25 protein-coding genes are annotated in these 21,650 nt (G+C 75.2%); 3 read left to right on the top strand and 22 right to left on the bottom strand.

Annotation, left to right across the window (positions count from 1 at the left end):
* The first annotated feature begins 62 nt into the window (after window positions 1-62).
* Window positions 63-548, top strand: a complete 486-nt coding sequence (locus tag FVA95_RS07395) for a Rieske (2Fe-2S) protein (protein ID WP_205015784.1) — start codon at window positions 63-65, stop codon at window positions 546-548.
* A 21-nt stretch (window positions 549-569) separates the two neighbouring features.
* Here the strand turns inward: FVA95_RS07395 and FVA95_RS07390 are convergent, their stop codons facing one another.
* From FVA95_RS07390 to rpsB, 5 genes are all read right to left on the bottom strand, one after another.
* Complete coding sequence (locus FVA95_RS07390) at window positions 570-1,322, bottom strand: class I SAM-dependent methyltransferase (protein ID WP_149663526.1); 753 nt, start codon at window positions 1,320-1,322, stop codon at window positions 570-572.
* Window positions 1,319-2,254 (bottom strand): phosphatidate cytidylyltransferase, encoded by a 936-nt coding sequence (locus FVA95_RS07385; RefSeq protein WP_149663525.1) that lies wholly within the window; start codon window positions 2,252-2,254, stop codon window positions 1,319-1,321. Before FVA95_RS07385 ends, FVA95_RS07390 begins: the two co-directional genes overlap by 4 nt.
* 5 nt (window positions 2,255-2,259) lie before the next feature.
* Window positions 2,260-2,817 (bottom strand): ribosome recycling factor, encoded by a 558-nt coding sequence (gene frr / locus FVA95_RS07380; RefSeq protein WP_020622047.1) that lies wholly within the window; start codon window positions 2,815-2,817, stop codon window positions 2,260-2,262.
* Between the two features lie 101 nt (window positions 2,818-2,918).
* Window positions 2,919-3,734, bottom strand: coding sequence for a translation elongation factor Ts (gene tsf / locus FVA95_RS07375; protein WP_020622048.1), 816 nt, complete (start codon window positions 3,732-3,734; stop codon window positions 2,919-2,921).
* 92 nt (window positions 3,735-3,826) lie between these two features.
* Window positions 3,827-4,690 (bottom strand): 30S ribosomal protein S2, encoded by an 864-nt coding sequence (rpsB, locus tag FVA95_RS07370; protein ID WP_149663524.1) that lies wholly within the window; start codon window positions 4,688-4,690, stop codon window positions 3,827-3,829.
* A gap of 374 nt (window positions 4,691-5,064) precedes the next feature.
* Between rpsB and FVA95_RS33645 the strand changes: the two genes are divergently transcribed.
* A complete protein-coding gene (locus tag FVA95_RS33645) occupies window positions 5,065-6,000 on the top strand; it encodes a M23 family metallopeptidase (RefSeq protein ID WP_304627175.1) in 936 nt (311 codons plus the stop codon).
* Here FVA95_RS33645 and FVA95_RS07360 read toward each other — a convergent pair.
* From FVA95_RS07360 to trmD, 10 genes are all read right to left on the bottom strand, one after another.
* Window positions 5,957-7,000: a FliA/WhiG family RNA polymerase sigma factor gene (locus FVA95_RS07360; RefSeq protein ID WP_149663523.1), complete on the bottom strand. Its 1,044-nt coding sequence runs from the start codon at window positions 6,998-7,000 to the stop codon at window positions 5,957-5,959. The genes FVA95_RS33645 and FVA95_RS07360 overlap by 44 nt on opposite strands.
* Window positions 6,975-8,024 carry a tyrosine-type recombinase/integrase gene (locus FVA95_RS07355; protein ID WP_149663522.1) on the bottom strand — a complete coding sequence of 350 codons (1,050 nt, stop codon included), beginning with the start codon at window positions 8,022-8,024 and terminating at the stop codon, window positions 6,975-6,977. The genes FVA95_RS07360 and FVA95_RS07355 overlap by 26 nt, the downstream gene beginning before the upstream one ends.
* 31 nt (window positions 8,025-8,055) lie before the next feature.
* Complete coding sequence (locus FVA95_RS07350) at window positions 8,056-9,249, bottom strand: DNA-processing protein DprA (protein WP_240051328.1); 1,194 nt, start codon at window positions 9,247-9,249, stop codon at window positions 8,056-8,058.
* Window positions 9,246-10,760 (bottom strand): YifB family Mg chelatase-like AAA ATPase, encoded by a 1,515-nt coding sequence (locus tag FVA95_RS07345; RefSeq protein WP_149663521.1) that lies wholly within the window; start codon window positions 10,758-10,760, stop codon window positions 9,246-9,248. Before FVA95_RS07345 ends, FVA95_RS07350 begins: the two co-directional genes overlap by 4 nt.
* Entirely contained in the window at window positions 10,760-11,122 is a 363-nt protein-coding gene (locus FVA95_RS07340; RefSeq protein WP_149663520.1) for a YraN family protein, read from the bottom strand. Before FVA95_RS07340 ends, FVA95_RS07345 begins: the two co-directional genes overlap by 1 nt.
* A gap of 134 nt (window positions 11,123-11,256) precedes the next feature.
* Window positions 11,257-11,580, bottom strand: coding sequence for a DUF2469 domain-containing protein (locus FVA95_RS07335; protein ID WP_020627284.1), 324 nt, complete (start codon window positions 11,578-11,580; stop codon window positions 11,257-11,259).
* Window positions 11,577-12,359 (bottom strand): ribonuclease HII, encoded by a 783-nt coding sequence (locus FVA95_RS07330; RefSeq protein ID WP_149663561.1) that lies wholly within the window; start codon window positions 12,357-12,359, stop codon window positions 11,577-11,579. Before FVA95_RS07330 ends, FVA95_RS07335 begins: the two co-directional genes overlap by 4 nt.
* Window positions 12,360-12,451: 92 nt before the next feature.
* Complete coding sequence (lepB, locus tag FVA95_RS32705) at window positions 12,452-14,758, bottom strand: signal peptidase I (RefSeq protein WP_240051327.1); 2,307 nt, start codon at window positions 14,756-14,758, stop codon at window positions 12,452-12,454.
* Window positions 14,759-14,800: 42 nt separating this feature from the next.
* Window positions 14,801-15,157, bottom strand: a complete 357-nt coding sequence (gene rplS / locus FVA95_RS07320; protein ID WP_149663559.1) for a 50S ribosomal protein L19 — start codon at window positions 15,155-15,157, stop codon at window positions 14,801-14,803.
* Window positions 15,158-15,575: 418 nt separating this feature from the next.
* Window positions 15,576-16,352 (bottom strand): tRNA (guanosine(37)-N1)-methyltransferase TrmD, encoded by a 777-nt coding sequence (trmD, locus tag FVA95_RS07315; protein ID WP_149663519.1) that lies wholly within the window; start codon window positions 16,350-16,352, stop codon window positions 15,576-15,578.
* A 50-nt stretch (window positions 16,353-16,402) separates the two neighbouring features.
* On the opposite strand from trmD, the gene FVA95_RS07310 reads away from it, so the two are divergent.
* Window positions 16,403-17,161, top strand: a complete 759-nt coding sequence (locus FVA95_RS07310) for an MgtC/SapB family protein (RefSeq protein ID WP_193564315.1) — start codon at window positions 16,403-16,405, stop codon at window positions 17,159-17,161.
* 36 nt (window positions 17,162-17,197) lie between these two features.
* On the opposite strand, the gene FVA95_RS07305 is transcribed toward FVA95_RS07310, so the two are convergent.
* From FVA95_RS07305 to FVA95_RS07275, 7 genes are all read right to left on the bottom strand, one after another.
* Window positions 17,198-17,743 carry a Clp protease N-terminal domain-containing protein gene (locus FVA95_RS07305; protein WP_161992224.1) on the bottom strand — a complete coding sequence of 182 codons (546 nt, stop codon included), beginning with the start codon at window positions 17,741-17,743 and terminating at the stop codon, window positions 17,198-17,200.
* Between the two features lie 14 nt (window positions 17,744-17,757).
* Entirely contained in the window at window positions 17,758-17,973 is a 216-nt protein-coding gene (locus FVA95_RS07300; RefSeq protein WP_149663517.1) for a helix-turn-helix domain-containing protein, read from the bottom strand.
* Between the two features lie 96 nt (window positions 17,974-18,069).
* Entirely contained in the window at window positions 18,070-18,621 is a 552-nt protein-coding gene (gene rimM / locus FVA95_RS07295) for a ribosome maturation factor RimM (protein WP_149663516.1), read from the bottom strand.
* Window positions 18,618-18,848, bottom strand: a complete 231-nt coding sequence (locus tag FVA95_RS07290; RefSeq protein ID WP_149663515.1) for an RNA-binding protein — start codon at window positions 18,846-18,848, stop codon at window positions 18,618-18,620. The genes rimM and FVA95_RS07290 overlap by 4 nt, the downstream gene beginning before the upstream one ends.
* 5 nt (window positions 18,849-18,853) lie before the next feature.
* A complete protein-coding gene (gene rpsP / locus FVA95_RS07285; protein WP_020625230.1) occupies window positions 18,854-19,357 on the bottom strand; it encodes a 30S ribosomal protein S16 in 504 nt (167 codons plus the stop codon).
* Window positions 19,358-19,504: 147 nt separating this feature from the next.
* Window positions 19,505-20,527 carry a CPBP family intramembrane glutamic endopeptidase gene (locus FVA95_RS07280; protein ID WP_205015783.1) on the bottom strand — a complete coding sequence of 341 codons (1,023 nt, stop codon included), beginning with the start codon at window positions 20,525-20,527 and terminating at the stop codon, window positions 19,505-19,507.
* Window positions 20,524-21,642, bottom strand: coding sequence for an amidohydrolase family protein (locus FVA95_RS07275; protein ID WP_164514839.1), 1,119 nt, complete (start codon window positions 21,640-21,642; stop codon window positions 20,524-20,526). The genes FVA95_RS07280 and FVA95_RS07275 overlap by 4 nt, the downstream gene beginning before the upstream one ends.
* Between the last annotated feature and the right edge of the window lie 8 nt (window positions 21,643-21,650).

The raw sequence follows: 21,650 nt of genomic DNA, 5'->3' as shown, positions 1-21,650 counted from the left end.
CCGAACCCCCGGGCCGCCACCACCACACCGCCGGGCCCCGCCCGGCCTCCCCCAGGAGAGCCATGACCCTCCCCACGACGTCCTCCACCGACCCCGAGCCCGCCCAGCGCGCCGGAGGTCCTGCCCTCGGTCGCCGCGCGATGATCGCCGGCGCCGGCGTGGCCGCGATCGGCGCGGTCGCCGCCTGCGGTGGCGGCAGCGGTTCCACCACCACCGACAACGGTGGCCAGGCCCAGAGCGGGGACGCCCCGCAGGGTTCCCCCGGCACCGTCCTCGGCCCGGAGTCCGCGGTGCCGGTCGGCGGCGGCGCGATCTTCGCCGACGCCCAGGTCGTCGTCACCCAGCCGCAGCAGGGGACCTTCACCGGGCTGTCCGCGATCTGCCCGCACCAGGGCTGCACCGTCAGCCAGGTCACCGACGGGCAGATCGTCTGCCCGTGCCACAACAGCCGTTTCTCCCTCGACGGCGCCGTCCTCGACGGGCCGGCCCAGCGACCGCTGGACCCGCGGCAGGTCACCGTCGCGGACGGGTCGATCACCCTGTCCTGAGCCCGCTCCCGGCGCCGCGGCTCAGGACGGCAGCACGAGGCCGTCCGCGCGGCGCCGGGTGTGGAGCCGGCAGCCCACGCGCACGGTGCGGTCGGCGACGTCGTCGATCGCCCGGCGCGCGGTGCGCGGGGAGAACTCGATGCGCAGGACCTCCTCCAGGTCCGCGCGGGAGTCGAACCGCCAGGTCGAGGTGACCCGGCGCAGCGCGAAGCCGTGGGCGGCGAAGAACCGGTCGACCGCGGGCGCGTCGTAGCGCGGCAGGTCCGCGCGCAGCCACGTCCCGTAGGGCCGCGCCGTGAAGTCCAGGTCGACGACGGCGAGCACCCCGCCCGGGCGGAGCACCCGCTCGGCCTCGGCGAGCCCCGGCTCGCAGCCCGGCCCGAAGAAGTACGCGGTGCGGGCGTGGACCAGGTCGGCACTCGCGTCGGGCAGCGGGAGCAGCTCGGCGCCCGCGGTGTGCAGGGTGATGCGGGGGTCGTCGGCGACGCGCCGACGTGCCCGCTCGACCAGCGGCGGGTGCGGCTCGACACCGGTGACGGTGGCGGCCCGTTCGGCGAAGCGCGGCAGGTGGAAGCCGTCGCCGCAGCCGACGTCGACGACGTCGGCGCCCGCCCAGCCCCCGGTCTCGGCCCACAGGGCCGCCCAGAGCTCGCCGTCGGCGTCCTGGGCGCGGTTCTCGGTCTCGTAGACCTCGGGCCAGTTCCAGATGTTCGGGCTGGGGATGGCCGGGCCGGGCTTCGGCTGTCCGCCGAACCCCTGGTAGGTGCGCCTCACGCGATCGGGACGACGATCCCGAGGATCGCCCAGGCGACGAACGCGGCCGGCAGCAGCGAGTCCAGACGGTCCATCAGACCGCCGTGCCCGGGCAGCAGATTGCCCATGTCCTTGACCCCGATGTCGCGCTTCACCAGCGACTCGACGAGGTCGCCCAGGGTGGCCGTCGCGACGAGCAGCGCGCCGACCAGCGGCCCCCAGTACCAGGGCGCGTCGAGCAGCAGCCCCGTGCAGAGCGAGCCCACGGCCATGCCGGCGATCAGCGAGCCCGCGAAGCCCTCCCAGGACTTCTTCGGGCTGATCGTGGGAGCCATCGGGTGCCGGCCCGCGACGACGCCCGCGGCGTACCCGCCGACGTCGGAGGCGACCACGCAGAGCAGGAAGGTCAGGACCCGGCCCACGCCGTCCGGGGCGACGGTCAGCTGGACGGCGAAGGCCACGAGCAGCGGCACGTAGACGGCGACGAACAGCGAGGCGCTGATGTCGCGCACGAAGTGCGCCGCCCCGGTCCGCATCCGCCACAGCAGGCAGCCCAGCACCGTGGCGGTGAGGGCGATCGCGGCGCCGTGCAGGCCGAACGGCCAGGACAACCAGACGACGGCCTGGCCGCCGACCAGCAGCACCGGCAGCGACACCCGGATGTCGGCGCCCCGGCGCAGCGCGCCCGCGAGCTCCCAGGTCCCGACCGCGGTGACGCAGGCGAGCACCAGGACGAAGCCCTGACGATGGATCAGCAGGCTCAGCAGGATGACGACGCCGAGCCCGACGCCGACCGCGATCGCCGCGACGAGGTTGCGACCCAGCCGGGACCGCTTGTACCCCTTCTGTCCCCGGACGGGCTTCGGCACGTCCGGGGTCGCCGACACGCCGGCGGGCCCGTCACCGGGGAGGTCGGAGGTCACGGGGACGGCGGCGTCGGAGGAGGAGGGCACCGGGCTCAGACCTCGAGGAGCTCGGATTCCTTGTTCTTGACCAGCTCGTCGATCTGCGCGACGTAGCGGTCCGTGACGCCCTGCAGTTCCTTCTCGGCGCGGGCGACCTCGTCCTCGCCGGCCTCGCCGTCACGCTGGATGCGGTGCAGCTCGTCCATCGCCTTGCGGCGCAGGCCACGGAGCACGACGCGCGCGTCCTCACCCTTGCCCCGGGCGACCTTGACCATGTCCCGGCGCCGCTCCTCGGAGAGCTGCGGGATGATCACGCGGATGATCTGCCCGTCGTTCGACGGGTTGACGCCGAGGTCCGAGTCGGCGATCGCCTTCTCGAGCTGCTTGAGCTGGCTGGCGTCGTAGGGCTTGATGACCGCCATCCGCGCCTCGGGGATCGACACCGAGGCGAGCTGGTTCAGCGGGGTCCACGCGCCGTAGTAGTCCACGACGATCCTGGAGAACATGTTCGGAGTGGCCCGGCCGGTACGCACCGACGCCAGATCGTCACGGGCGACCGTGACGGCCTTCTCCATCTTCTCCTCGACGTCGAAGAGGGTTTCCTCGATCACGGTTGCATCCCCCGGCCTGGTCATACTCGCTGGCGGTCACGATCCCCTCACCCTCCGCCCGGGCGGTGCGCGGAGCACCACCCGGGCGGGGGCGGGAAGGATCAGTTCTGGCCGACCTCGAAACGGACGAAGTCGTTGATGGTCAGACCCGCCTCGTCGGCGACGGCCTTGACCGACTTCTTCGGGTCGACCACGGAGGCCTGCTCCAGGAGCACGACGTCCTTGTAGTAGCCGTTGACCCGGCCCTCGACGATGCGGGGCAGGACCTGCTCGGGCTTGCCCTCCTCGCGGGCGGTCGCCTCCGCGATCTTCTTCTCGTTCTCGACGATCTCGGCGGGGACCTGCTCACGGGTCAGGTACTCCGGCCGGGCCGCCGCGACCTGCATCGCGAGACCGCGGGCGGCCTCGGCGTCGTCGCCTTCGTAGGCGAGCAGGACGCCGATCTGCGGGGGCAGGTCGGTGGCGCGCTTGTGCAGGTAGACGGCGGCCTGGCCGTCGACCCGGGCGTAGCGCTTCAGCTCGAACTTCTCGCCGATGCGGGCGGACAGGGCCTGCACGGCCTCGCCCACGGTGCCGTCGTCGAGCTTGGTCTCGCGCAGCGCGTCGAGGTCGGCCGGCTTCTCGGCGACCGCGGCGGCCAGGATCTTCTCGGCCAGCGCGATGAAGTCGTCGGACTTGGCGACGAAGTCGGTCTCGCAGTCCAGCTCGACCAGGGTGCCGCCGTCGGCGACGACCAGGCCGTTGGCGGTGGCGCGCTCGGCGCGCTTGCCCACGTCCTTCGCGCCCTTGATGCGGAGGAGCTCGACGGCCTTGTCGAAGTCGCCCTCGGACTCCTCGAGCGCCTTCTTGCAGTCCATCATCCCGGAGCCGGTGAGCTCACGGAGCCGCTTGACGTCGGCGGCGGTGTAGTTCGCCATCGGGTGTCTCTCGTCCTCTGGGTCGTGACGGGAATGGGTCACCGGGTCGCACCGGGCGGGCCCACGGAAGCGGGCCCGCCCGGTGCGCGTACTCAGTTCTGGGTGCCGTTGCTGGTCGACGCCGGGGCGGTCGCAGCGGCCGCACCGTCGCCACCGGCGGCGGAGAGGCTGGCACCGTCGGAGCCGACCTCGTTGCCCGCCAGGACGTCCTGCTCCCACTCGGCGAGCGGCTGCTCGGCGGCGGCCTCGCCACCCTCGCCACGGCGCTGGCCACGGGAGACCAGACCGTCGGCGGCGGCCTTGGCGATGACCTTGGTCAGCAGCGCGGCCGAGCGGATCGCGTCGTCGTTGCCCGGGATCGGGAAGTCGACCTCGTCCGGGTCGCAGTTCGTGTCCAGGATGGAGACGACCGGGATCTTGAGCTTCCGGGCCTCGCCGACGGCGATGTGCTCCTTCTTGGTGTCCACGATCCAGACGGCGGACGGGACCTTGGACATGTCGCGAATACCGCCGAGGGTCTTCTCGAGCTTGTCCTTCTCACGGGTCAGCGTGAGGATCTCGCGCTTCGAGCGGCCCTCGAAGCCACCGTTCTGCTCCATCGCCTCGAGCTCCTTGAGGCGCTGCAGGCGACGGTGGACGGTCTGGAAGTTGGTGAGCATGCCACCCAGCCAGCGCTGGTTGACGTACGGCATGTTGACCCGGGCCGCCTCCTCGGCGATGACCTCCTGGGCCTGCTTCTTGGTGCCGACGAACATGATCGTCCCGCCGTGCGCGACGGTCTCGCGCACGAACTCGTAGGCGCGGTCGATGTACGACAGCGTCTGCTGGAGGTCGATGATGTAGATGTCGTTGCGCTCGGTGAGGATGTAGCGCTTCATCTTCGGGTTCCAGCGACGGGTCTGGTGCCCGAAGTGCACGCCGCTGTCGAGCAGCTGCTTCATGGTGACGACGGCCATGGCCTGCGTTCACCTCTCGGTCGGGCGCGGCGGGTGCCGCGCAGGCGGTTCGTGGGCCCACCGGTCGGTGGACCACCCTGGCGCCCGCGGCGGAGCCGGACCCGCTCCCCCTGGTCACACGTGAGCGTGACGTCGGGATCGCAGGACCGCCCGGCCTCCGCTCCCGACGCCGTACCCTGGGGGAACGGCGCGACGGGCGAGCGGGCGCGCGAAGTCACCACGACGGACGTGGTGCGGGATCCAGTGTACGCCGGGGCCTTCGGGCCGATCGCGGCGGAGCCCGGTTCCGACGGCGGCTGTCCACAACCGGCCGGTACGTCCACAGGACGACGGTCCACCCCGGCGACGAGCGGTCGCCGCCGCAGGCTGGACGGGTGTCTCTCCCCGTCCAGTCCGCTCCCCCGCTCGACATCCTGCCCCGGAGCCCGCGTCCCGTGTCCCGCCCGGGATGGCGGGCCGGACTGCGGCCGGGGGCGGTGCTGCTCGCCGTGGTGGTGATCGGTGTTGCGCTCGTGCCGCCGGGGGCGGCGGTCGCTGCGCCTGTCGCCACAGTGCCTGTCGCCGCCACACCACTGGTCGCTGCATCGCTGGTCGCCGCACCGGTGACCGCCGCACCGGTGACCGCCGCACCGGTGACCGCCGCACCGGTGACCGCCGCACCGCGCCGGGATCCGTCTCCCGGGACTGCCGGGCACTCTCCCGGGCCCGGCGGTGAGCCGGACACCGGCGGTGGGCCCGCTCCGGGCGGACCCCCGGACGGGGTCGGTCCCGCGCCCGCACCGCCGCGGCCGCCCGGGGCGGGGATCCCGGCACCGGGGGCGGACTACGCGTGGCCGCTGCTCCCGCCCCCGGCGGTCACGGCGGTGTTCCGCAAGCCCGCGTTCCGCTACGGCCGCGGGCACCGCGGCGCCGACCTCGCCGGTTCCCCCGGACAGGCGGTGCTCGTCGCGCGGGAGGGGGTCGTCGTGTTCGCCGGCCGGATCGCCGGGCGCGGCGTCGTCTCGGTCGACCACCCCGACGGGTTGCGGAGCACCTACGAGCCGGTGACCGCCGGCGTCGTGGCCGGGGCGCGGCTCGCCGGGGGCGACCCGGTGGGGAGGCTGGAACCCGGGCACACCGGGTGCCCGGTCGCGGCCTGCCTGCACTGGGGCGTACGACGGGAGCGGCTCGACCACCTGGACCCGCTGGTACTGCTGCGCCCTCCCCGGGTGCGGCTGCTCCCCTGGGAGGGGGCACCGGAGCCCCCGGAGGACGCTCCGGCGGAGGTCAGCCCGCCAGCGCCGGCGCCAACGAGGCCCGCAGGCGGGTGATCGTCCGGGCGTGGAGCTGGCAGACCCGGGACTCGGTGACCCCGAGGATCCCGCCGATCTCGGCGAGTGTCCGGTTCTCGACGTAGTAGAGGTGCAGGACCAGCCGGTCCCGCTCCCCCAACAGGCCGATCGCGGCACGCAGCTCCGCCCCGGTCTCCCGCCGGACCGCCGCGGTCACCGGGTCCACCGAGTCGTCGGCCGCGAGCGTGGACAGCGGCGAGCCCGCGGGGCCGCCCGCACCGAGGTCCTCGGCGCTGACCAGGTACATCGGCCGCCGGGCCTGACGGAGCTCGCGCACCGCGACACCCAGCTCCGCAGCGAGCTCCCCGTCGGTCGCGGGGCGCCCGGCCCGGAGCTGCACCGCCTCGCGGGCCCGCTCGACCTCGCGGCTGCGCGCCCGCACGGTGCGGGGAACCCAGTCCTGGGCGCGCAGCTCGTCGAGCATGGCCCCCCGGACGCGCTGGGCCGCATAGGCCTCGAAGCGGATCCTGCGTGCGGGGTCGAACCGGTCGACGGCCTCCATCAGGCCGAACGTCCCGGACTGGAGCAGGTCGGCCAGCTCGATCGACGACGGCAGCCGCACCGCCAGCTTCGTGCCCACGCCGCGCACCAGCGGGGCGTGGTGCTCGACCAGGCGTCGCCGAGCGGCAGGAGCGCGGGTGGCGAGGAACTCGCGCCACAGCGGCACGACCGCCGGCTCGACGGTCTCGTTCAGGTGACCTCGGACGCCGTCGGGCGTGTCGCGGGGCGACCGGCCCGTCGACGGGACCAGCGCGATGCACCCCGGGGCCACGTCCGCCGACGGTTGCCCGGAGACGGCGTCGAGGGGACCGCGACGCGGGGACCCGGGTGGGTCGGGGACCGGCCCGAGGACGGCCGTGCGGGGCGTGTCTGCCCCCGCGGCCACCCGGTCGAGGGCCGTGGCCAGGGCGGCGGGGAACGCGTCGGGCCGGCGCGGTGTCGTCGGGGACACCTCACGCCCGAGGGTGCGCCTGGTCATGAACCACCTTCAACCGGTCGACGGTCACGTGCGTGTAGAGCTGCGTGGTCGACAGCGTAGCGTGACCGAGTAACTCCTGTACGTAACGAAGGTCGGCCCCGCCCTCGAGCAGATGGGTCGCCGCGGCGTGCCGCAGACCGTGCGGCCCGACGTCGGGGACACCCGGTACCGCCCGGATCGCGCGGTGCACGACGGTCCGGGCGACGCGCGGGTCCAGCCGCCCTCCCCGCACGCCCAGCAGCAGTGCCGGCGGCGACGACGGGGTCGCCAGCGCCGGTCTGCCGTGGTCGAGCCAGCGGCGCACCGCGCGCGCGGCGGGGACCCCGAACACCACGGTCCGTTCCCGGTCTCCCTTGCCCCGGACCCGCAGCGTACGGGCGGACTCGTCGACCGCCCCGACGTCGAGTCCGCACAGCTCGGCGACCCGGATCCCGGTCGCGTAGAGGAGTTCGAGGACCAGCAGGTCGCGCAGGGCCTCCGGGGCGTCCTCCGCCGCACCGGAGGTCACCGCGTCCAGCACCGCCGCGGTCTCCGCCGCGGCGGGTACCTCCGGCAGGACGGTGCCCGCGCGCGGTGACCCGAGCCGGGCCGCCGGGTCGTGGTCGAGCCGCCCGGTGCGCACCGCCCAGGCGCAGAACGTACGGGCCGCGGCGGTGCGCCGCGCGACGGTGGCCCGCCCGGCGCCGGCGGCGTGCGTCGCGCCGAGCCGCCGACGCAGGTGATCCAGGTCGAGCGCGCCGAGGCCGGGGAGACCACGGAGCAGGTCGGTGAGGTCCGAGCGGTAGCCGCGGACGGTGTGCGGCGAGCGGTTCCGCTCGAGGCGCAGGTGACCGGTGAACTCCTCGAGCGCGCCGGCGACGTCCGGGGCGAGCCCGTCACCGGCGGCGGTCCGGTCGCCTGCGGCACGAGCGCCCGCCCGGTCCGTGCCCGGGCGGTCGGCGTCGGGCCGGGTCCGGTCGTCGGGACGCGCGGCCGCGTCGGGGCCCGGCTCGGCCGCGGGACCGGAGGACTCTGTGCGCGCCATGCCCGGACGGTCCGCCGCCGAGGGCCGCCGGTCAAGGACCCGCCCGGCGTGCCGGGCGCTGCCACAGCCCCTGGTGGTACTCGGCGAGCCCACGGTCCTCCAGCTCGGTCAGCGCCGCGCGCAACTCGTCGGGGCCGACGCCCGCGGCCTCGCCGATCCGTCCCGGCGGCCACGCGGCCCGGGCGGGCAACACGTCGTGGACCGCGAGCACCCGCGGGTCGAGCCCGTCGGTCGGGCGGGACTCCCCCTGCGGCGGCAGGGCGAGGTCCACGCCCAGCCGGCCGACGACCTCCAGGACGTCCTCGGGCCGCCCGACGAGGCCCGCCTGGTGCGACCGGACCAGCTCGTGGCAGCCGACCGACATCCCCGACGTGACCGGGCCCGGCACCGCCATCAGCGGGCGCCCGAGCGCGGTCGCGTCGGCGGCGGTCCGTTTCGTCCCGCTGCGCGCCCCGGCCTCGACGACGAGGGTCCCGACACCGAGTGCCGCCAGCAGCCGGTTGCGGACCAGGAACCGCAGCCGCCCGGGGATCGTGCCGGGCGGGTACTCGGTGAGCACCAGTCCGGTCGCGGCGATCCGTTCCAGGAGACCGGTGTGCGCGGCCGGGTAGACCCGGTCCGGGCCACAGGCCAGGACCGCGACCGTCGCACCGTCGACGGCGAGGGCACCCCGGTGCGCGGCCGCGTCGATGCCGAACGCGGCGCCGGACAGGACCGTGACGCCGCGCCGGGCCAGCGTCGCGGAGAAGTCCGCGGCCACGCCCAACCCGTACGGGGTCGCGGCGCGCGAGCCGACGACGGTCACCGACCGGTCGGCGAGCGTCGCGATCTCCCCCGGCCCGCGGGCCCACAGCGCGATCGGGGGCGCGAGGTCGGCCCGCGGGGCCTCGGCGAACGACCGGAACGGCCACGACGGCCACCCCGGGTCCTCCGGCACGAGCAGGCGGGCCCCGGCGTGGGCGGCCTCCTCCAGGTCGGCCTCGGACCGGTCGGTGCCCCGCCGGGCCGCGGCGGCGCGCAGCAGCTCGTCGGGAACCGCGCCGCGGCGCAGCCGGTCGGCCGCCTCGACCGGCCCGTACCGGTCGACCAGCGCGACGAGGTGCCGGTTCGGGGGTTCGACGCAGCGCATCAGGTAGGCGCGGGCGCGCAGGACCTCCTCGGGCACCCTGCCGACGCCCTGGCCGATGTCGGTGCCCCGGCCGACGGCCGGGCCCGGGGCGCTCACGCGGCACCCCGCTCGCGGAAGTACAGCGCCGCGTCGACCAGACCGCGGTCGGGCCGGTCCGCCCCGGCGAGGTCGCTGAGCGTCCACGCGACCCGTAGCGCGCGGTCCGCGCCGCGGGCGCTGAGGTCACCGGCGCGCAACCGGGCCTCCAGCGGTGCGATCACGCGGGCGGGCAGCGGGAATCGGGTCCGCAGGGCGGGGCCGGGCACCTCGGCGTTGCACCGCCACCCGTGCTCCGACCACCGTGCGACGGCGGCGGCACGCGCGTCGAGCACCCGGCGGCGGACGGTCGCGGTGTCCTCGCCCCGCTGCTCGGTCACCCTCAGCGCGGTCACCGGCTCCATCGCCACCCGCAGGTCGACCCGGTCGAGCAGCGGACCGGACAGCCGGGACAGGTAGCGGCGGCGGACGTCGGGGCGGCAGGTGCAGTCGCGGTCGATCGGCGGGGCGCACGGGCACGGGTTCGCCGCGAGGACGAGCTGGAAGCGGGCCGGATAGCGCACGGTGCCGTCGGCGCGGGACAGCCGGACCTCGCCCTCCTCCAGCGGGGTGCGCAGCCCGTCGAGGACCGAGGCGGGCCAGTGCGGGCACTCGTCGAGGAACAGCACCCCGCGGTGGGCCAGCGACACCGCACCGGGCCGGGCGACGCCGCTTCCCCCGCCGAGCAGCGCCGCGGTCGACGCCGAGTGGTGCGGCGCGACGAACGGCGCACACGTGCTGAGCGCCCCGGTGTCGCCGAGCCGCCCGGCCACCGAGCGGATCGCGGCGAGCTGCAGCGCCTCGGAGCGGTCGAGCTCGGGCAGCAGCCCCACCACCCGCTGGGCGAGCATCGTCTTGCCGGTGCCGGGCGGGCCGACCATCAGCAGGTGGTGCCCTCCGGCGGCGGCGATCTCCAGGGCGTGCCGGGCGTCGTGCTGGCCGAGCACGTCGGCCAGCTCGGGGGCCGCGGCGACCGGGGCGTCCTCCGGTCCGCCGTCGTGCCGGTGCAGCAGCCGGTTGCCCGCCGCCCAGTCCAGGACGTCGCCGAGGCTGTCGGCGCCGAACGCCTCGATGCCGTCGACCAGCGCGGCCTCGGCGAGCGTGGCGCGGGGCACGACGGCGCGGATCATCCCGGCGTCCCGCGCGGCGAGCAGGCAGGGCAGCACGCCGCGCACCGGGCGCAGCCTGCCGTCGAGAGCGAGCTCGCCGAGCAGCACGGTGCCGCGCAGCCGGTCGGGCGGCACCGCGTCCGCGGCGACCAGGACGCCGAGCGCCAGTGCGAGATCGAAGCGGCTGCCGGTCTTGCGCAGCGTCGCCGGGGAGAGGGCGAGCACGATCCGCTCGTTGGGCCAGGTGCGGCCGGAGTGCACGATCGCGGACCGCACCCGGTCCTTGGACTCGTTGAGCGCGGCGTCGGGCAGGCCGACGAGGTGCACGCCGGGCATCCCACCGCCGATGACCGCCTCGATCTCGACGGGGACGCCGTCGACGCCGTGCAGCGCGACCGACCAGATGCGTGCCGGGGGCCGCATCAGAACGCCGCCGGGTAGTGGGTGAGGGTGACCGGCCGACCAGGTCGGATCAGGACCGCCACGACGTCGAACCTGATCTCGACCCAGCTGACCCGGTGGGCGGCCATGAACGCCTTGGCCAGCAGCCGGATCCGGCGTGTCTTGCGGGGGGTCACCGCCTCGGCGGGTTCGCCGTAGCGGAGACCGGAACGGGTCTTGACCTCGCAGAACACCAGCCGTCGCTCCGGGTCGACCGCGACGATGTCGATCTCGCCGTGGGTGCACCGCCAGTTGCGGCTGAGCACGACCATCCCGTGTGCCCGCTCGAGGTACTCGGCGGCGGTGTCCTCACCGCGGCGCCCGAGCTCGTCCTTCGCTGCCATGGGTCCACGATCGGGCCGGGTGGGCCCGTCGCGGGGGTGGATCGGCCGGCTGTGGACGGATCCGACGGTTGTGGATGGGCACCGTCGGCCGCGCGGCCGGGACGGCGGAACCGTCGGTGGGGTCTGCTACCCGCTCAGCCCGGGAACTGGTCGTCGTCGGGCAGCCGCAGGTCCGGGGTGTCGAGCTCCTCGATGTTGACGTCCTTGAACGTCACGACCCGCACGTTCTTGACGAACCGCGCCGGGCGGTACATGTCCCACACCCACGCGTCGGACATGCGCACCTCGAAGTAGACCTCGCCGTCGGCGTTGCGCGGGGCGACGTCGACGGAGTTGGCCAGGTAGAACCGGCGCTCCGTCTCCACGACGTAGGAGAACTGGGCGACGATGTCGCGGTACTCCTTGTAGAGCGTGAGCTCCATCTCGGTCTCGTACTTCTCGAGATCCTCGGCGCTCACCGGCCCGCTCCTCCTGTGACGATCTCCAACGGCTCCCACGCCCCGACCGTGTCCCCCGGGTCTCCGGGGTCGGGTTCCTGCTCGGGGAGCGCCCCATTGTGGACCAGCCCCGCCGGGGCCTCGCGCCCGGCCACCGCGGCGACGTTCGCGAAGGAGAACCGGTGCTCCGGACAGGGCCCGTGTGCGCGCAGCGCGGCCTCGTGGTCCGGGGTGTTGTAGCCCTTGTGCACCGCGAATCCGTAGCGATCGTGCTCGGCGTCGAGCGCGGTCATGATGCGGTCCCGGGTCACCTTGGCCAGCACCGACGCCGCCGCGATGCAGGCCGCCACCCGGTCGCCCTTCGGCACCGCGAGGGCCGGGCTCCCGAAGCCGCGGACCGGGAAGCCGTCGGTCAGGACGTAGCCGGGCGTGACCGCGGTCAGCGCGGCCACCGCGCGACGCATGCCCTCGATGTTGGCGACGTGCACCCCGCGGCGGTCGACCTCCGCCGCCGGGATCACGACGACGGCGTGGTCCAGCGCCCGGGCCCGGGCCCGGGCCCGGATGCGGTCGTACCAGTGGTCACGGGCGGCCGGGGTCAGCAGCTTCGAGTCGGTCAGCCCGTCGAGGGCCTTCGCGTCCGCGGGCCGCAGCACCGCCGAGGCGACGACCAGCGGTCCGGCGCTGGCACCGCGACCGGCCTCGTCGACGCCGGCGACCGGGCCGAGCCCGTGGCGTTGCAGGACCGTCTGCAGGGTCCAGGTGCCGCCGTCGCGGACGACGGCACGCGGCGGACGCAGACCGTCGGGCAGGACCCGTACGGGGCGTCGGCGGGCACGCGGCCGTCCGGCGGGACGGGCGCGGGTGGGCGGAACCGGCACGGTGCTCCCGGTCAGGTTCTCCGGCGCCACCCGTGCGGGGGGCGCGTCGCGGGCAGGAACCGCTCGGCCTCGGCGCGGGCGAGCAGGGCCCGTCGGCGGCCGGCCGCGAGCGGCAGTGTCCCCATGATGCCCAGTGCCAGCGGCAGCCCGTCGGGCAGCCCCGGGAGCCCGGCCGCGTCGGCCGTGGTCTGCGGATCGACCGCACTGACCCAGCCGAACCGGTCGAAGGGCAGCACGATCAGCCGGACCTTGCCGATGATGTTGGCCTCGGGGATGGGGCCGTGCCCCGCCGCCCGGGAGTCCGCGGAGTTGTTCCGCGAGTCGCCCATCATCCAGTACTGGCCCTCGGGGACGGTGATCGGCCCGAACGGGATCTGCCGGGCCGGCCCCGCCTCGGGCAGGTAGTAGATGTAGGGCTCCGTCAGCGGCTGCCCGTCGACGACGACCTGGTTGAGCGCGTCGCAGCAGGAGACGGTCTGACCCCCCACGGCGATGACCCGCTTGACGAAGTCCTTCTCGTCCGGCGGGGCGATCCCGACCAGCGAGCCGAGCGTCTGCATGCCCTTGACCAGCGGGTTCTCGCTGCCCTCACCGCTGTAGGTCTCGCTGGCCCAGCCGTCGGTGCCGCGGAACACCACGATGTCGCCCGGGCTGATGTCGGTGAAGTTGTAGGTGACCTTGTCGACGAGCACCCGGTCGTTGTTGCAGCCGGTGCAGCCGTGCAGCGTCGTCTCCATCGAACCCGACGGGATGACGTAGACCTTCGCGAGGAAGGTCTGGATGAGGACCGTCAGCAGGATGGCGACCCCGGCCAGGAGCAGGATCTCCTTCCAGAACGCCGTCTTGGGCTTCTCCTCGCCCGCGGCGGCCGCGGCGGAACCGCGCCCGGTGAGCGCGGCGATCCGGCCGCCGATGCCGACGGGGCGGTTGCGGCGTGCCGCGCGGCCACCGGTCGCGCGCTCCGGCTCGTCCGTCCCGTCCTCCGGCTCGGCCGGGATCTCGGCGGGGTTCTCGTCGGGGTCCTCGGACGGTTCCGGCAACGCGGCCGCCGGACGGCGGCGTCGGGGGGGCCGCGGCGGCGCATCGGAGCCGGGGTGCGGGACCGCGGCGGTCTCGGGGTCGGCGCCGGGGTCGGCACCGGGGTCGATGTCGTCGCCGGCCGGGGCCGCGGCGGCGCGGGTACGCCGCGGGTCGGCGTCGGTCGGCACCCGGCGGCGCGTGGTCGCGTCGGCGTCCGGCGGGACGGGGCGACGTGGGGTCGGGGCGCCGTCGACCGGCGGAGGGACGGGACGGCGCGACGGCGGGACGGCGCCGTCGGCGACCGGCCCGGCGGGGCGGCGACCGGGGCGCGGAGCGGACCGTTCGGGACCGCTGAACGCACCGGTGCCGTCCGGCTGACCGGGGGCGGCCCCGTCGGGGCGCTGGTCCGGGTGGGCACCGTTGGTGTACTCGCCGGACGGGCCGCGCAGCGGCGGACGGCCGGCCCCACGACCACGCGGGTCGGGGCGGCCGTACCCGTCGGGCGCGTGGCCCTCGGGGGAACGGCCCTCCGGCCGGCCGTTGCGACGAGGCGCCTCGGGGCCGCGGACGGGTGGGGCGACGTTCGGATCGAACGCGGCAGCACGGCTCGGGTCGAACCCCGCGGCACGGTTCGGATCCTGCCCGGCAGCGCTGTTCGGGCTGTACCCGGCGGCGCGACGACCGGGCCCGCCGTCGGGGAGGGGCTGGTCGGGGGCCGGGCGGATGCCGTGGCGGCCGGCGCCCTCGGAGCGTGCGGCCGGTGGTGCCGGGTACCGGGGGTCCGGGGCGTGCTCCGGGCGGCTGCCGGGCGGTGGCCACGACCTGCCGTTCGGTGCGGCGCCGGCCTCGGGGCCGTCGGGCCGGTTCAGCCGGGCCGCGTAGCGGGCCTGCAGCGTGTCCGGGCCCTCGGTGGCCGGGGCGGGCCGGTCCCCGGGGGCCGGGGCGGCCGCGTCGACGCCGTGCCGACCGGAGCGCCCGGCGGCGAGCTCGTCGAACCCGTTGCGGTAGCGACGTCCACGGGGGCCTGCGCCGTCGGCGCCGTCCTCCGGGCCCGTGTGCCGGGTACGGACCCCGCGCGGTGCGCCCTCGGGCTCACCGTCCGCGGAGCCGTCCCGGACGGGCACCCCGTGCTGCACCGCGGTACCGAGCAGCCACTGCTGCTCGTCACCACCCGGTTCGCCACCGGTCTGCGGCGGGTCCTCGGGGGCCCGCCGCCGACCGGGGCGCTCGGGGACATCGCTGCCGCGATACCGCCGGGGGCGGGCCCGGCGGTCGTCGGGGAGCTCGGGGAAGGCCACGCTTCGAGATTACGTCACCGGTCCGTCACGACTGGGTGACGGTCAGGACGCGGTGGTCTCCCGGCGCTCCTTGATCTTCGCGGCCTTGCCGCGGAGGTCGCGGAGGTAGTACAGCTTCGCCCGGCGGACGTCACCGCGGGTGGCGACCTCGATCTTCTCGATGTTCGGCGTGTGCACCGGGAAGGTGCGCTCGACGCCGACGCCGAACGAGATCTTGCGCACGGTGAAGGTCTCGCGGGCACCCGAGCCGTGGCGACGGATGACGACGCCCTGGAAGATCTGGGTACGGGTGCGGTTGCCCTCGATGACCTTCACGTGCACCTTGAGGGTGTCCCCGGGGCGGAAGTTCGGGATGTCGGAGCGCAGGGTCTCCGCGTCCAGTGCGTCCAGTGCGTCCAGGGTGTTCATGTCGACGGTCCGTCCTCGTGTGTCGTTCGTGCGGGTCGTGCGGTGCCGGTCCCGGGTCGATCCGGGATCGCGCCCGGGCCACGGGGCGGTCGTGCCGTACTGGCGACGACGCTCCTCACGTGGCGGGCTCGGTACGGCCGGCACCACCGGCAGGACCGGGGGCACACGTGACCGTCACCGGGCGCCACACGCGGCGCTGGCAACCCGTCCATAGTGCCAGACGGGCAGATCGCCCCGGACACCCGGTGGTCCGGGGCCTCCGGGAACGGCTCCGCAGGGCCGGTCCTACCGGACGGACCGGGCACCGCCGGTCGCCGGTGGGGGCCCGCCGGGCGACGGCCGGACGGTCCCCACACGGCCCGAGGCCGACCCCGCGGCGCCGCGCCGGGGACGCGGCCGGCGGGAACGCTCAGCCGGTGGGGCCGTCGGCGTCGTCGTCGGGGCGCCCGGCGGCGAGCACCGCGCGGTCGGCGGCGTCCAGGGCGTCCGGTCCGAGCGCGTCGAGCAGGTCGGGGCGCCGGTCCCGGGTCCGTTCCAGGGCCCGGTCGCGGCGCCAGCGGGCGATCGCGGCGTGGTTCCCGCCGCGGAGCACCTCCGGCACGGCCAGCCCCCGCCACACCTCGGGACGGGTGTAGGACGGGCCCTCGAGCAACCCGTCGGAGAAGGAGTCCTCGGCGGCCGAGCGCGGGTTGCCCAGCACACCGGGCAGCAGCCGGGCGACGGCCTCGACCATCACGAGCACCGCGACCTCCCCGCCGACGAGCACGTAGTCCCCGATCGAGACCTCGTCGACGGTGATGCCGCGGGCCCGGGCGTCGAGCAGCACGCGCTCGTCGATGCCCTCGTAGCGGCCGCAGGCGAACACCAGACGCTGCTCGGCGGCCCAGGCGTGCGCGGTGGCCTGGGTGAACGGCCGCCCGGCCGGGGTGGGGACGACCAGCCGGGCGGGCAGGTCCGGGGTGGCCAGCACGTCGTCGAGGGCCTCGCCCCACACCTGGGGGCGCATGACCATGCCCGGCCCGCCGCCGTACGGGGAGTCGTCGACGGCCTGGTGCACGTCGTGGGTCCAGTCCCGCAGGTCGTGCACGGCGACGTCCAGCAGCCCGCGGTCGATCGCCCGCCCCAGCAGTGCCTCGCGCAACGGTTGCAGGTAGGACGGGAAGATGGTCACGACGTCGATCCGCACGGCGCGGATCGTCGCAGGCGCCCGTCCCCCCGCCCCGAAGGAGGTCGCGCATGTCGGAATCCTGGACCGAGCCGCTCTGGTCGACGGCGGCGCAGTGGAGCCTGCTGCCGCCGGTGCTGCTCGCCCTGCTGCTGACGACGGCGATCGGTCTGGAACGCGAGGCCGGGGCGAAGAGCGCCGGACTGCGCACGCACGTGCTGGTCGGCGTCGGCGCGGCGGTGTTCATGGTCATCTCGAAGTACGGCTTCGCCGACCTGCTCACGACCGAGCACGTCGCCCTGGACCCGTCCCGGATCGCGGCGCAGATCGTGTCCGGGATCGGGTTCATCGGCGCGGGGCTGATCTTCGTCCGGCAGGACGTGGTGCGCGGGCTCACCACCGCGGCCACGATCTGGCTGGCCGCCGCGGTCGGGACGGCGTGCGGCGCGGGCCTGGCCCCGCTGGCCGTCCTGGCGACGGCGGCGCACTTCCTGGTCACCCGCGGTCTGCAGCCGGTCGCGCGGGTGGTGCGGCGGCACCGTCGTCGCCCGCCGGTGCTGCGGATCCGCTACGACGACGGCCACGGCGTGCTGCGCCGGGTCCTGGAGCGCTGCACCGCGGCCGGCTTCTCGGTCGCCGGGGTGTCCGTGCACCGCGGCTCGTTCACCGACGACGGCGGTCGGGTCGCCGCGCTCACCCTGCGACTCGACGGCCGGGGCGACCTGAACGGACTGGCCGCGGCGCTGTCGGAGACCGACGGGGTGCGCTCGGCCCAGACCCGGGTCGACCCCACGGAGGACCCGGACGACCCGGACCGCGCCGACGACTGAGCGCCGACGCCCGGACGGGGGACTCTGCCAGGTGACTCAGCCGGCCCGGCGGGGCCGCCGCCGTTCCACGGCTTCCCGGGTGCCGTACAGCGTCATCCCGCACCGCTCGAGCACCTGCGAGGCCGCGGTGTCCGGGTGCAGCAGCCCGAGCAGGACGTGCTCGGTCCCGATGAACCGGTCGCCCAGCCGGACCGCCTCGCGCAGTGCCAGCTCGAGCGCCTTCTTCGAGGACTTCTCGAACGGGATGTGCCCGGCCCGCCACCGCCCGCGCCGCGGTCGGTCGAGTGCGCCGGGGCCGAAGCCCGCCTCCACCGCGTTCCGGACGGCGTCGAGGTCGATGCCCAGGGTGGCGAGGGCGTCGGCGTCGCGAGCGGGCGCGCCGTCCACCCGGTCGAGATCCTCGGTGACGGTGCGGGCGTCGACCCCGGCCGCGGAGAGGATCTCCTCCCCCGGCGTACCGGGGCACCGCAGGACCCCGAGCAGCAGGTGCTCCGGCCCGATCCGCCCCGCGTGCCTCGTCCGCGCGATCTCCTGGGCCAGGACGACGACCCTGCGGGCCTCGTCGGTGAACCGTTCGAACATGTGCGTCTCCCCCTCTACAGGCCGAGCCGGCGGTACTTCTTGTGCACCGCCTGCCGGCTGATCCGCAGCGCGTCGGCGATCTGCTGCCAGGTCCATCCCCGGTCACGGGCGTTGGTGACCTGCAGCTCCTCCAGGGACTCCTGCAGCTCGCGCAGGGCCACCACCGCCCGCAGCCCCACGGCCGGGTCCGTGCTGGACGCCGCCGCGGCCACCGTCGTCGCATCACTCATGGTGTCAATGTAGGTTGACACCCGGTCGCTGTCAACCTGAGTTGACACCGGCGCCGCAGGAACGGCCCGGCACCACGGGAGGGTGCCGGACCGCGATCAGTCCTGGGGGTCGAGCAGCCCGTCGGGCGGGTCGAGGACCACGCGTCCCCCCGCCAGGTCGACGGTGGGCACGATCGCCTCGACGAACGGGACGAGCGCCTCGTGTCCGGCGGGCCGGGTGACGACCAGCAGGGACCCGCCGGGCCCGTGCACGACGTCGGAGACGGTGCCCGCCGTGGTCCCGTCCGCCAGCTCGGCCCGCAGGCCGGTCAGCTGGTGGACGTGGAACTCCTCCGGGTCCTCCGGCTCGGCAAGCGCGGAGGTCGGCAGCCTGAGCTGGACCCCGCGCAGGGCCTCGGCGGCGTCGCGGTCGGCGACGCCCTCGAAGAGAACGAGCCAGCGACCCGAGTGGGCACGCGCACCGGTGACGGTGAGCGGCCCGGGGCCCGCGCCGCGGGTCCGGTGGCCCTGCAGGACGGCACCGGGCGCGAAGCGCGTGCGCGGGTCGTCGGTGCGGGGCTCGACGACGACCTCACCCCGCAGACCGTGCACACGCACGACGACGCCGACCAGGACCTGGCCGGCGTCGTCGGGTGCGGAACTCGTCACCGGTCGGTGTCGACGACGTCGACGCGCACGCCGCGACCGCCCACACCACCGATGACGTTGCGCAGGGCGGTGGCGGTGCGGCCACCCCGGCCGATCACCTTCCCGAGGTCGTCGGGGTGTACCCGGACCTCGAGGATCCGACCGCGACGCCCGGTGACCAGGTCCACCCGGACGTCGTCGGGGTGGTCGACGATGCCGCGCACGAGGTGCTCGAGCGCGTCCGCCATGAGAGTCACGACTGAGTCGACTCGGTGGCCGGCGCGGCCGCGTCCTTGGTCGCGTCGGCGACGTCGTCGCTCTTCGTCGCGGCCTCGGCCGGGGCGGCGTCAGCGGTCTTGCCGGCGCGGTCGCCACCCTTCTTCTTCGGGGTGGTCGCCGCGGTGGTCGGCTCCTCGTTCGCCGCAGCCAGCGCCTCGTTGAAGCGGGCCAGCTTGTCGACCTTCTCGGCCTGCGGCTTCAGGGTGCCCTCGGTGCCCGGCAGGCCCTTGAACTTCTGCCAGTCGCCGGTGATCTCGAGCAGGTTCTGCACCGACTCGGTCGGCTGCGCGCCGACGCCCAGCCAGTACTGCGCACGGTCCGAGTCGATCTCGATCAGGCTCGGCTCGTTCTTCGGGTGGTACTTGCCGATCGTCTCGATGGCCCGGCCGTTGCGGCGCGTACGGGAGTCCGCGACGACGACGCGGTAGTACGGCTGACGGATCTTGCCCAGACGCATCAGCTTGATCTTGACGGCCACGCTGTGGTGCTCCTCGCGAATGTCGATTCGTGCTGCGATGAGTCAGCCTGCCTCGCGTGGGGTTACGGGCTCGCTCACTCGTAGGTGTCGGCCGTGGCAGGTAGAGGGCCGGCCACGGACCCGATCGGCCATTCTGCCAGACGTCGTTCAGACCGCGGGAAAGGCCCCGACCAGCATGAGGGCCAGGGCCAGCCCGGGCAGGAAGTTGTTGACCGCGTGCGCCACGATCCCGGCGGTGACGCGGCCGGTCAGCAGCCGTGCGATCCCCAGCGGCAGCGCGACGACGAACAGCAGCGGCGCACGCAGGAACTCCAGGTGGGCCAGGGCGAACACCGCCGTGGTCAGCACGAACACGACCCAGCGGTTGCCGATCCAGTGGGCGACGGCGTTCCACAGCAGGCCGCGGTAGACGATCTCCTCGCAGACCGGCGCGACCACGACGACGCCGACCATCACGGCCAGCGCGACCGGCCACGTCGTGCGGATGCCCTCGAAGGCGACGTTGACCGAGGTCGTGAGGTCCGGGCCGACCAGGTAGAGGTAGGCCAGCGCGGCGGGGATCGTCACGAACAGCCCGGCGACGCCGATCAGCAGCCCGATGCCGACGTCCTCCCAGCGGAACTGCAGGCCCAGGTCGGCGACGGGGCCGCTGCCGAACACCCGGGTCCAGACGACGCAGGTGAGCGCGGCCAGGATCGTCGGGACGACGATCGCGAGCAGGACCTCCTGTGCCGAGTCGACCTCCCCCAGGCCCACGGCCAGCAGGAACGACGAGCCCAGGAACACGATCTCGACCACGAGGAACGCGAGCAGCCCGCGGAACGGACGCGGCGGGGGCGGGGACGGCTCGATCCCGAACAGCCCGCGCCGCGGCGGCGGCCCGTACGGCGCGCCCGGGCCGTGCTGCCCGGGTCCACCCGGGCCCCAGGGCGCCGGCCCACCCGCGCCGTAGGGCGTCGAACCCCCCGCGCCGTACGAGCCGGGCCCGCCTGCGCCGTACGGCCCGGACCCGCCCGGCCACCCGGTGGGCGGTGGTCCGGCGGGCGACGACGATCCGGCGGGCGACGATCCGGTGGGCGACGGTGCCGCGGCCCCGGACGGGCTGGAGCCGTCCGGGTCGTCGGCGGAGGCTCCGCGTGGTCCCCGCGGCGAACCGGGCGAACTGCTCATGCCCCCGTTGATACCCGACGTCCGCGGACCAGGACCACCGACGGGGCCCGCAGCACGCCGAGATCCCCCCGCGGGTCGCGGTCGTACACGACCAGGTCGGCCGGCGCACCGGGCGCCGGACCGGCCGGGCGGCCCAGCCAGGACCGCGCCGCCCAGCTCGCCGCCCCGATCGGGTCCGGGTGCCCGGCGCGGGCGAGCTCGGCGATCTCGTCGGCGATCCGGCCGTGCCGGATGCCGCCGCCGGCGTCGGTGCCCGCGTAGACCGGGACCCCGGCCTCGATCGCGCGTCCGACCGTCTCCCAGGCGTGGGCGTGCAGGTCACGCATGTGGCCGGCATAGCGGGGATACTTCGTCGCCTTCTCGGCGATGCCGGGGAAGGTCTCGACGTTGATCAGTGTCGGCACCAGGGCGGTGCCGCGGGCGGCCATCTCGTCGATGAGCTCGTCGGAGAGCCCGGTGCCGTGCTCGATGCAGTCGATCCCGGCCCGGATCAGCCCGGGCAGCGCCGCGGTGCCGAAGACGTGCGCGGTGACGCGGGCGCCGACCTCGTGCGCCGCGGTGATCGCCTCGGCCAGTACCTCGTCCGGCCAGAGCGGGGCGAGGTCGGCGTCGTCGGGGCCCGCCGAACGGTCGATCCAGTCCCCCACGAGCTTCACCCAGCCGTCGCCGCGGGCCGCCTGGGTCCGGACCTCGTCGACCAGCAGACGCGGGTCGTCGAGCTCGGTGGCGAGGCCGGGGATGTAGCGCTTGGGTCGGGCGACGTGCCGCCCGGCGCGGATGATCTCGGGCAGGTCGTCGCGGGCCTGCAGCGGCGAGGTGTCGACCGGGGACCCGCAGTCGCGCAGCAGCAGGGTGCCCGCGTCGCGGTCGGTGCGCGCCTGGGCCGCGCACTCCTCCAGGTCGGTGACCGGGCCGTTCGGACCGAGCCCGACGTGGCAGTGCGCGTCGACCAGACCGGGCACGATCCAGCCGTCGGTGACCAGGTCCTGGGCGCCGGGCAGCGGCTCCGGGCTGATCCGCCCGGAGCCGTCGACGTACAGGTCGGTGCCCGCGGCACCGTCGGGGCCCAGCAGCGTCCCGCGGAGCCGCCACCCGACGGCCGGGAGATCGGTCATGGGTGGCG

The organism is Pseudonocardia sp. EV170527-09 (assembly GCF_008369905.1).
Classification (GTDB): Bacteria; Actinomycetota; Actinomycetes; order Mycobacteriales; family Pseudonocardiaceae; genus Pseudonocardia.
The sequence above is the reverse complement of the archived record's forward strand: the minus strand, read 5'-3'. Positions and strand labels throughout refer to the sequence as shown.

Excerpts from the sequence above, each read along its gene's own strand:
- FVA95_RS07395 (WP_205015784.1), top strand. The coding sequence starts at position 63 with ATGACCCTCCCCACGACGTCCTCCACCGACCCCGAGCCCGCCCAGCGC.
- tsf (WP_020622048.1), bottom strand. The coding sequence starts at position 3,734 with ATGGCGAACTACACCGCCGCCGACGTCAAGCGGCTCCGTGAGCTCACC.
- rpsB (WP_149663524.1), bottom strand. The coding sequence starts at position 4,690 with ATGGCCGTCGTCACCATGAAGCAGCTGCTCGACAGCGGCGTGCACTTC.
- FVA95_RS07360 (WP_149663523.1), bottom strand. The coding sequence starts at position 7,000 with ATGACCAGGCGCACCCTCGGGCGTGAGGTGTCCCCGACGACACCGCGC.
- FVA95_RS07355 (WP_149663522.1), bottom strand. The coding sequence starts at position 8,024 with ATGGCGCGCACAGAGTCCTCCGGTCCCGCGGCCGAGCCGGGCCCCGAC.
- FVA95_RS07345 (WP_149663521.1), bottom strand. The coding sequence starts at position 10,760 with ATGCGGCCCCCGGCACGCATCTGGTCGGTCGCGCTGCACGGCGTCGAC.
- FVA95_RS07340 (WP_149663520.1), bottom strand. The coding sequence starts at position 11,122 with ATGGCAGCGAAGGACGAGCTCGGGCGCCGCGGTGAGGACACCGCCGCC.
- FVA95_RS07310 (WP_193564315.1), top strand. The coding sequence starts at position 16,403 with ATGTCGGAATCCTGGACCGAGCCGCTCTGGTCGACGGCGGCGCAGTGG.
- FVA95_RS07305 (WP_161992224.1), bottom strand. The coding sequence starts at position 17,743 with ATGTTCGAACGGTTCACCGACGAGGCCCGCAGGGTCGTCGTCCTGGCC.
- FVA95_RS07300 (WP_149663517.1), bottom strand. The coding sequence starts at position 17,973 with ATGAGTGATGCGACGACGGTGGCCGCGGCGGCGTCCAGCACGGACCCG.
- FVA95_RS07290 (WP_149663515.1), bottom strand. The coding sequence starts at position 18,848 with ATGGCGGACGCGCTCGAGCACCTCGTGCGCGGCATCGTCGACCACCCC.
- FVA95_RS07280 (WP_205015783.1), bottom strand. The coding sequence starts at position 20,527 with ATGAGCAGTTCGCCCGGTTCGCCGCGGGGACCACGCGGAGCCTCCGCC.
- FVA95_RS07275 (WP_164514839.1), bottom strand. The coding sequence starts at position 21,642 with ATGACCGATCTCCCGGCCGTCGGGTGGCGGCTCCGCGGGACGCTGCTG.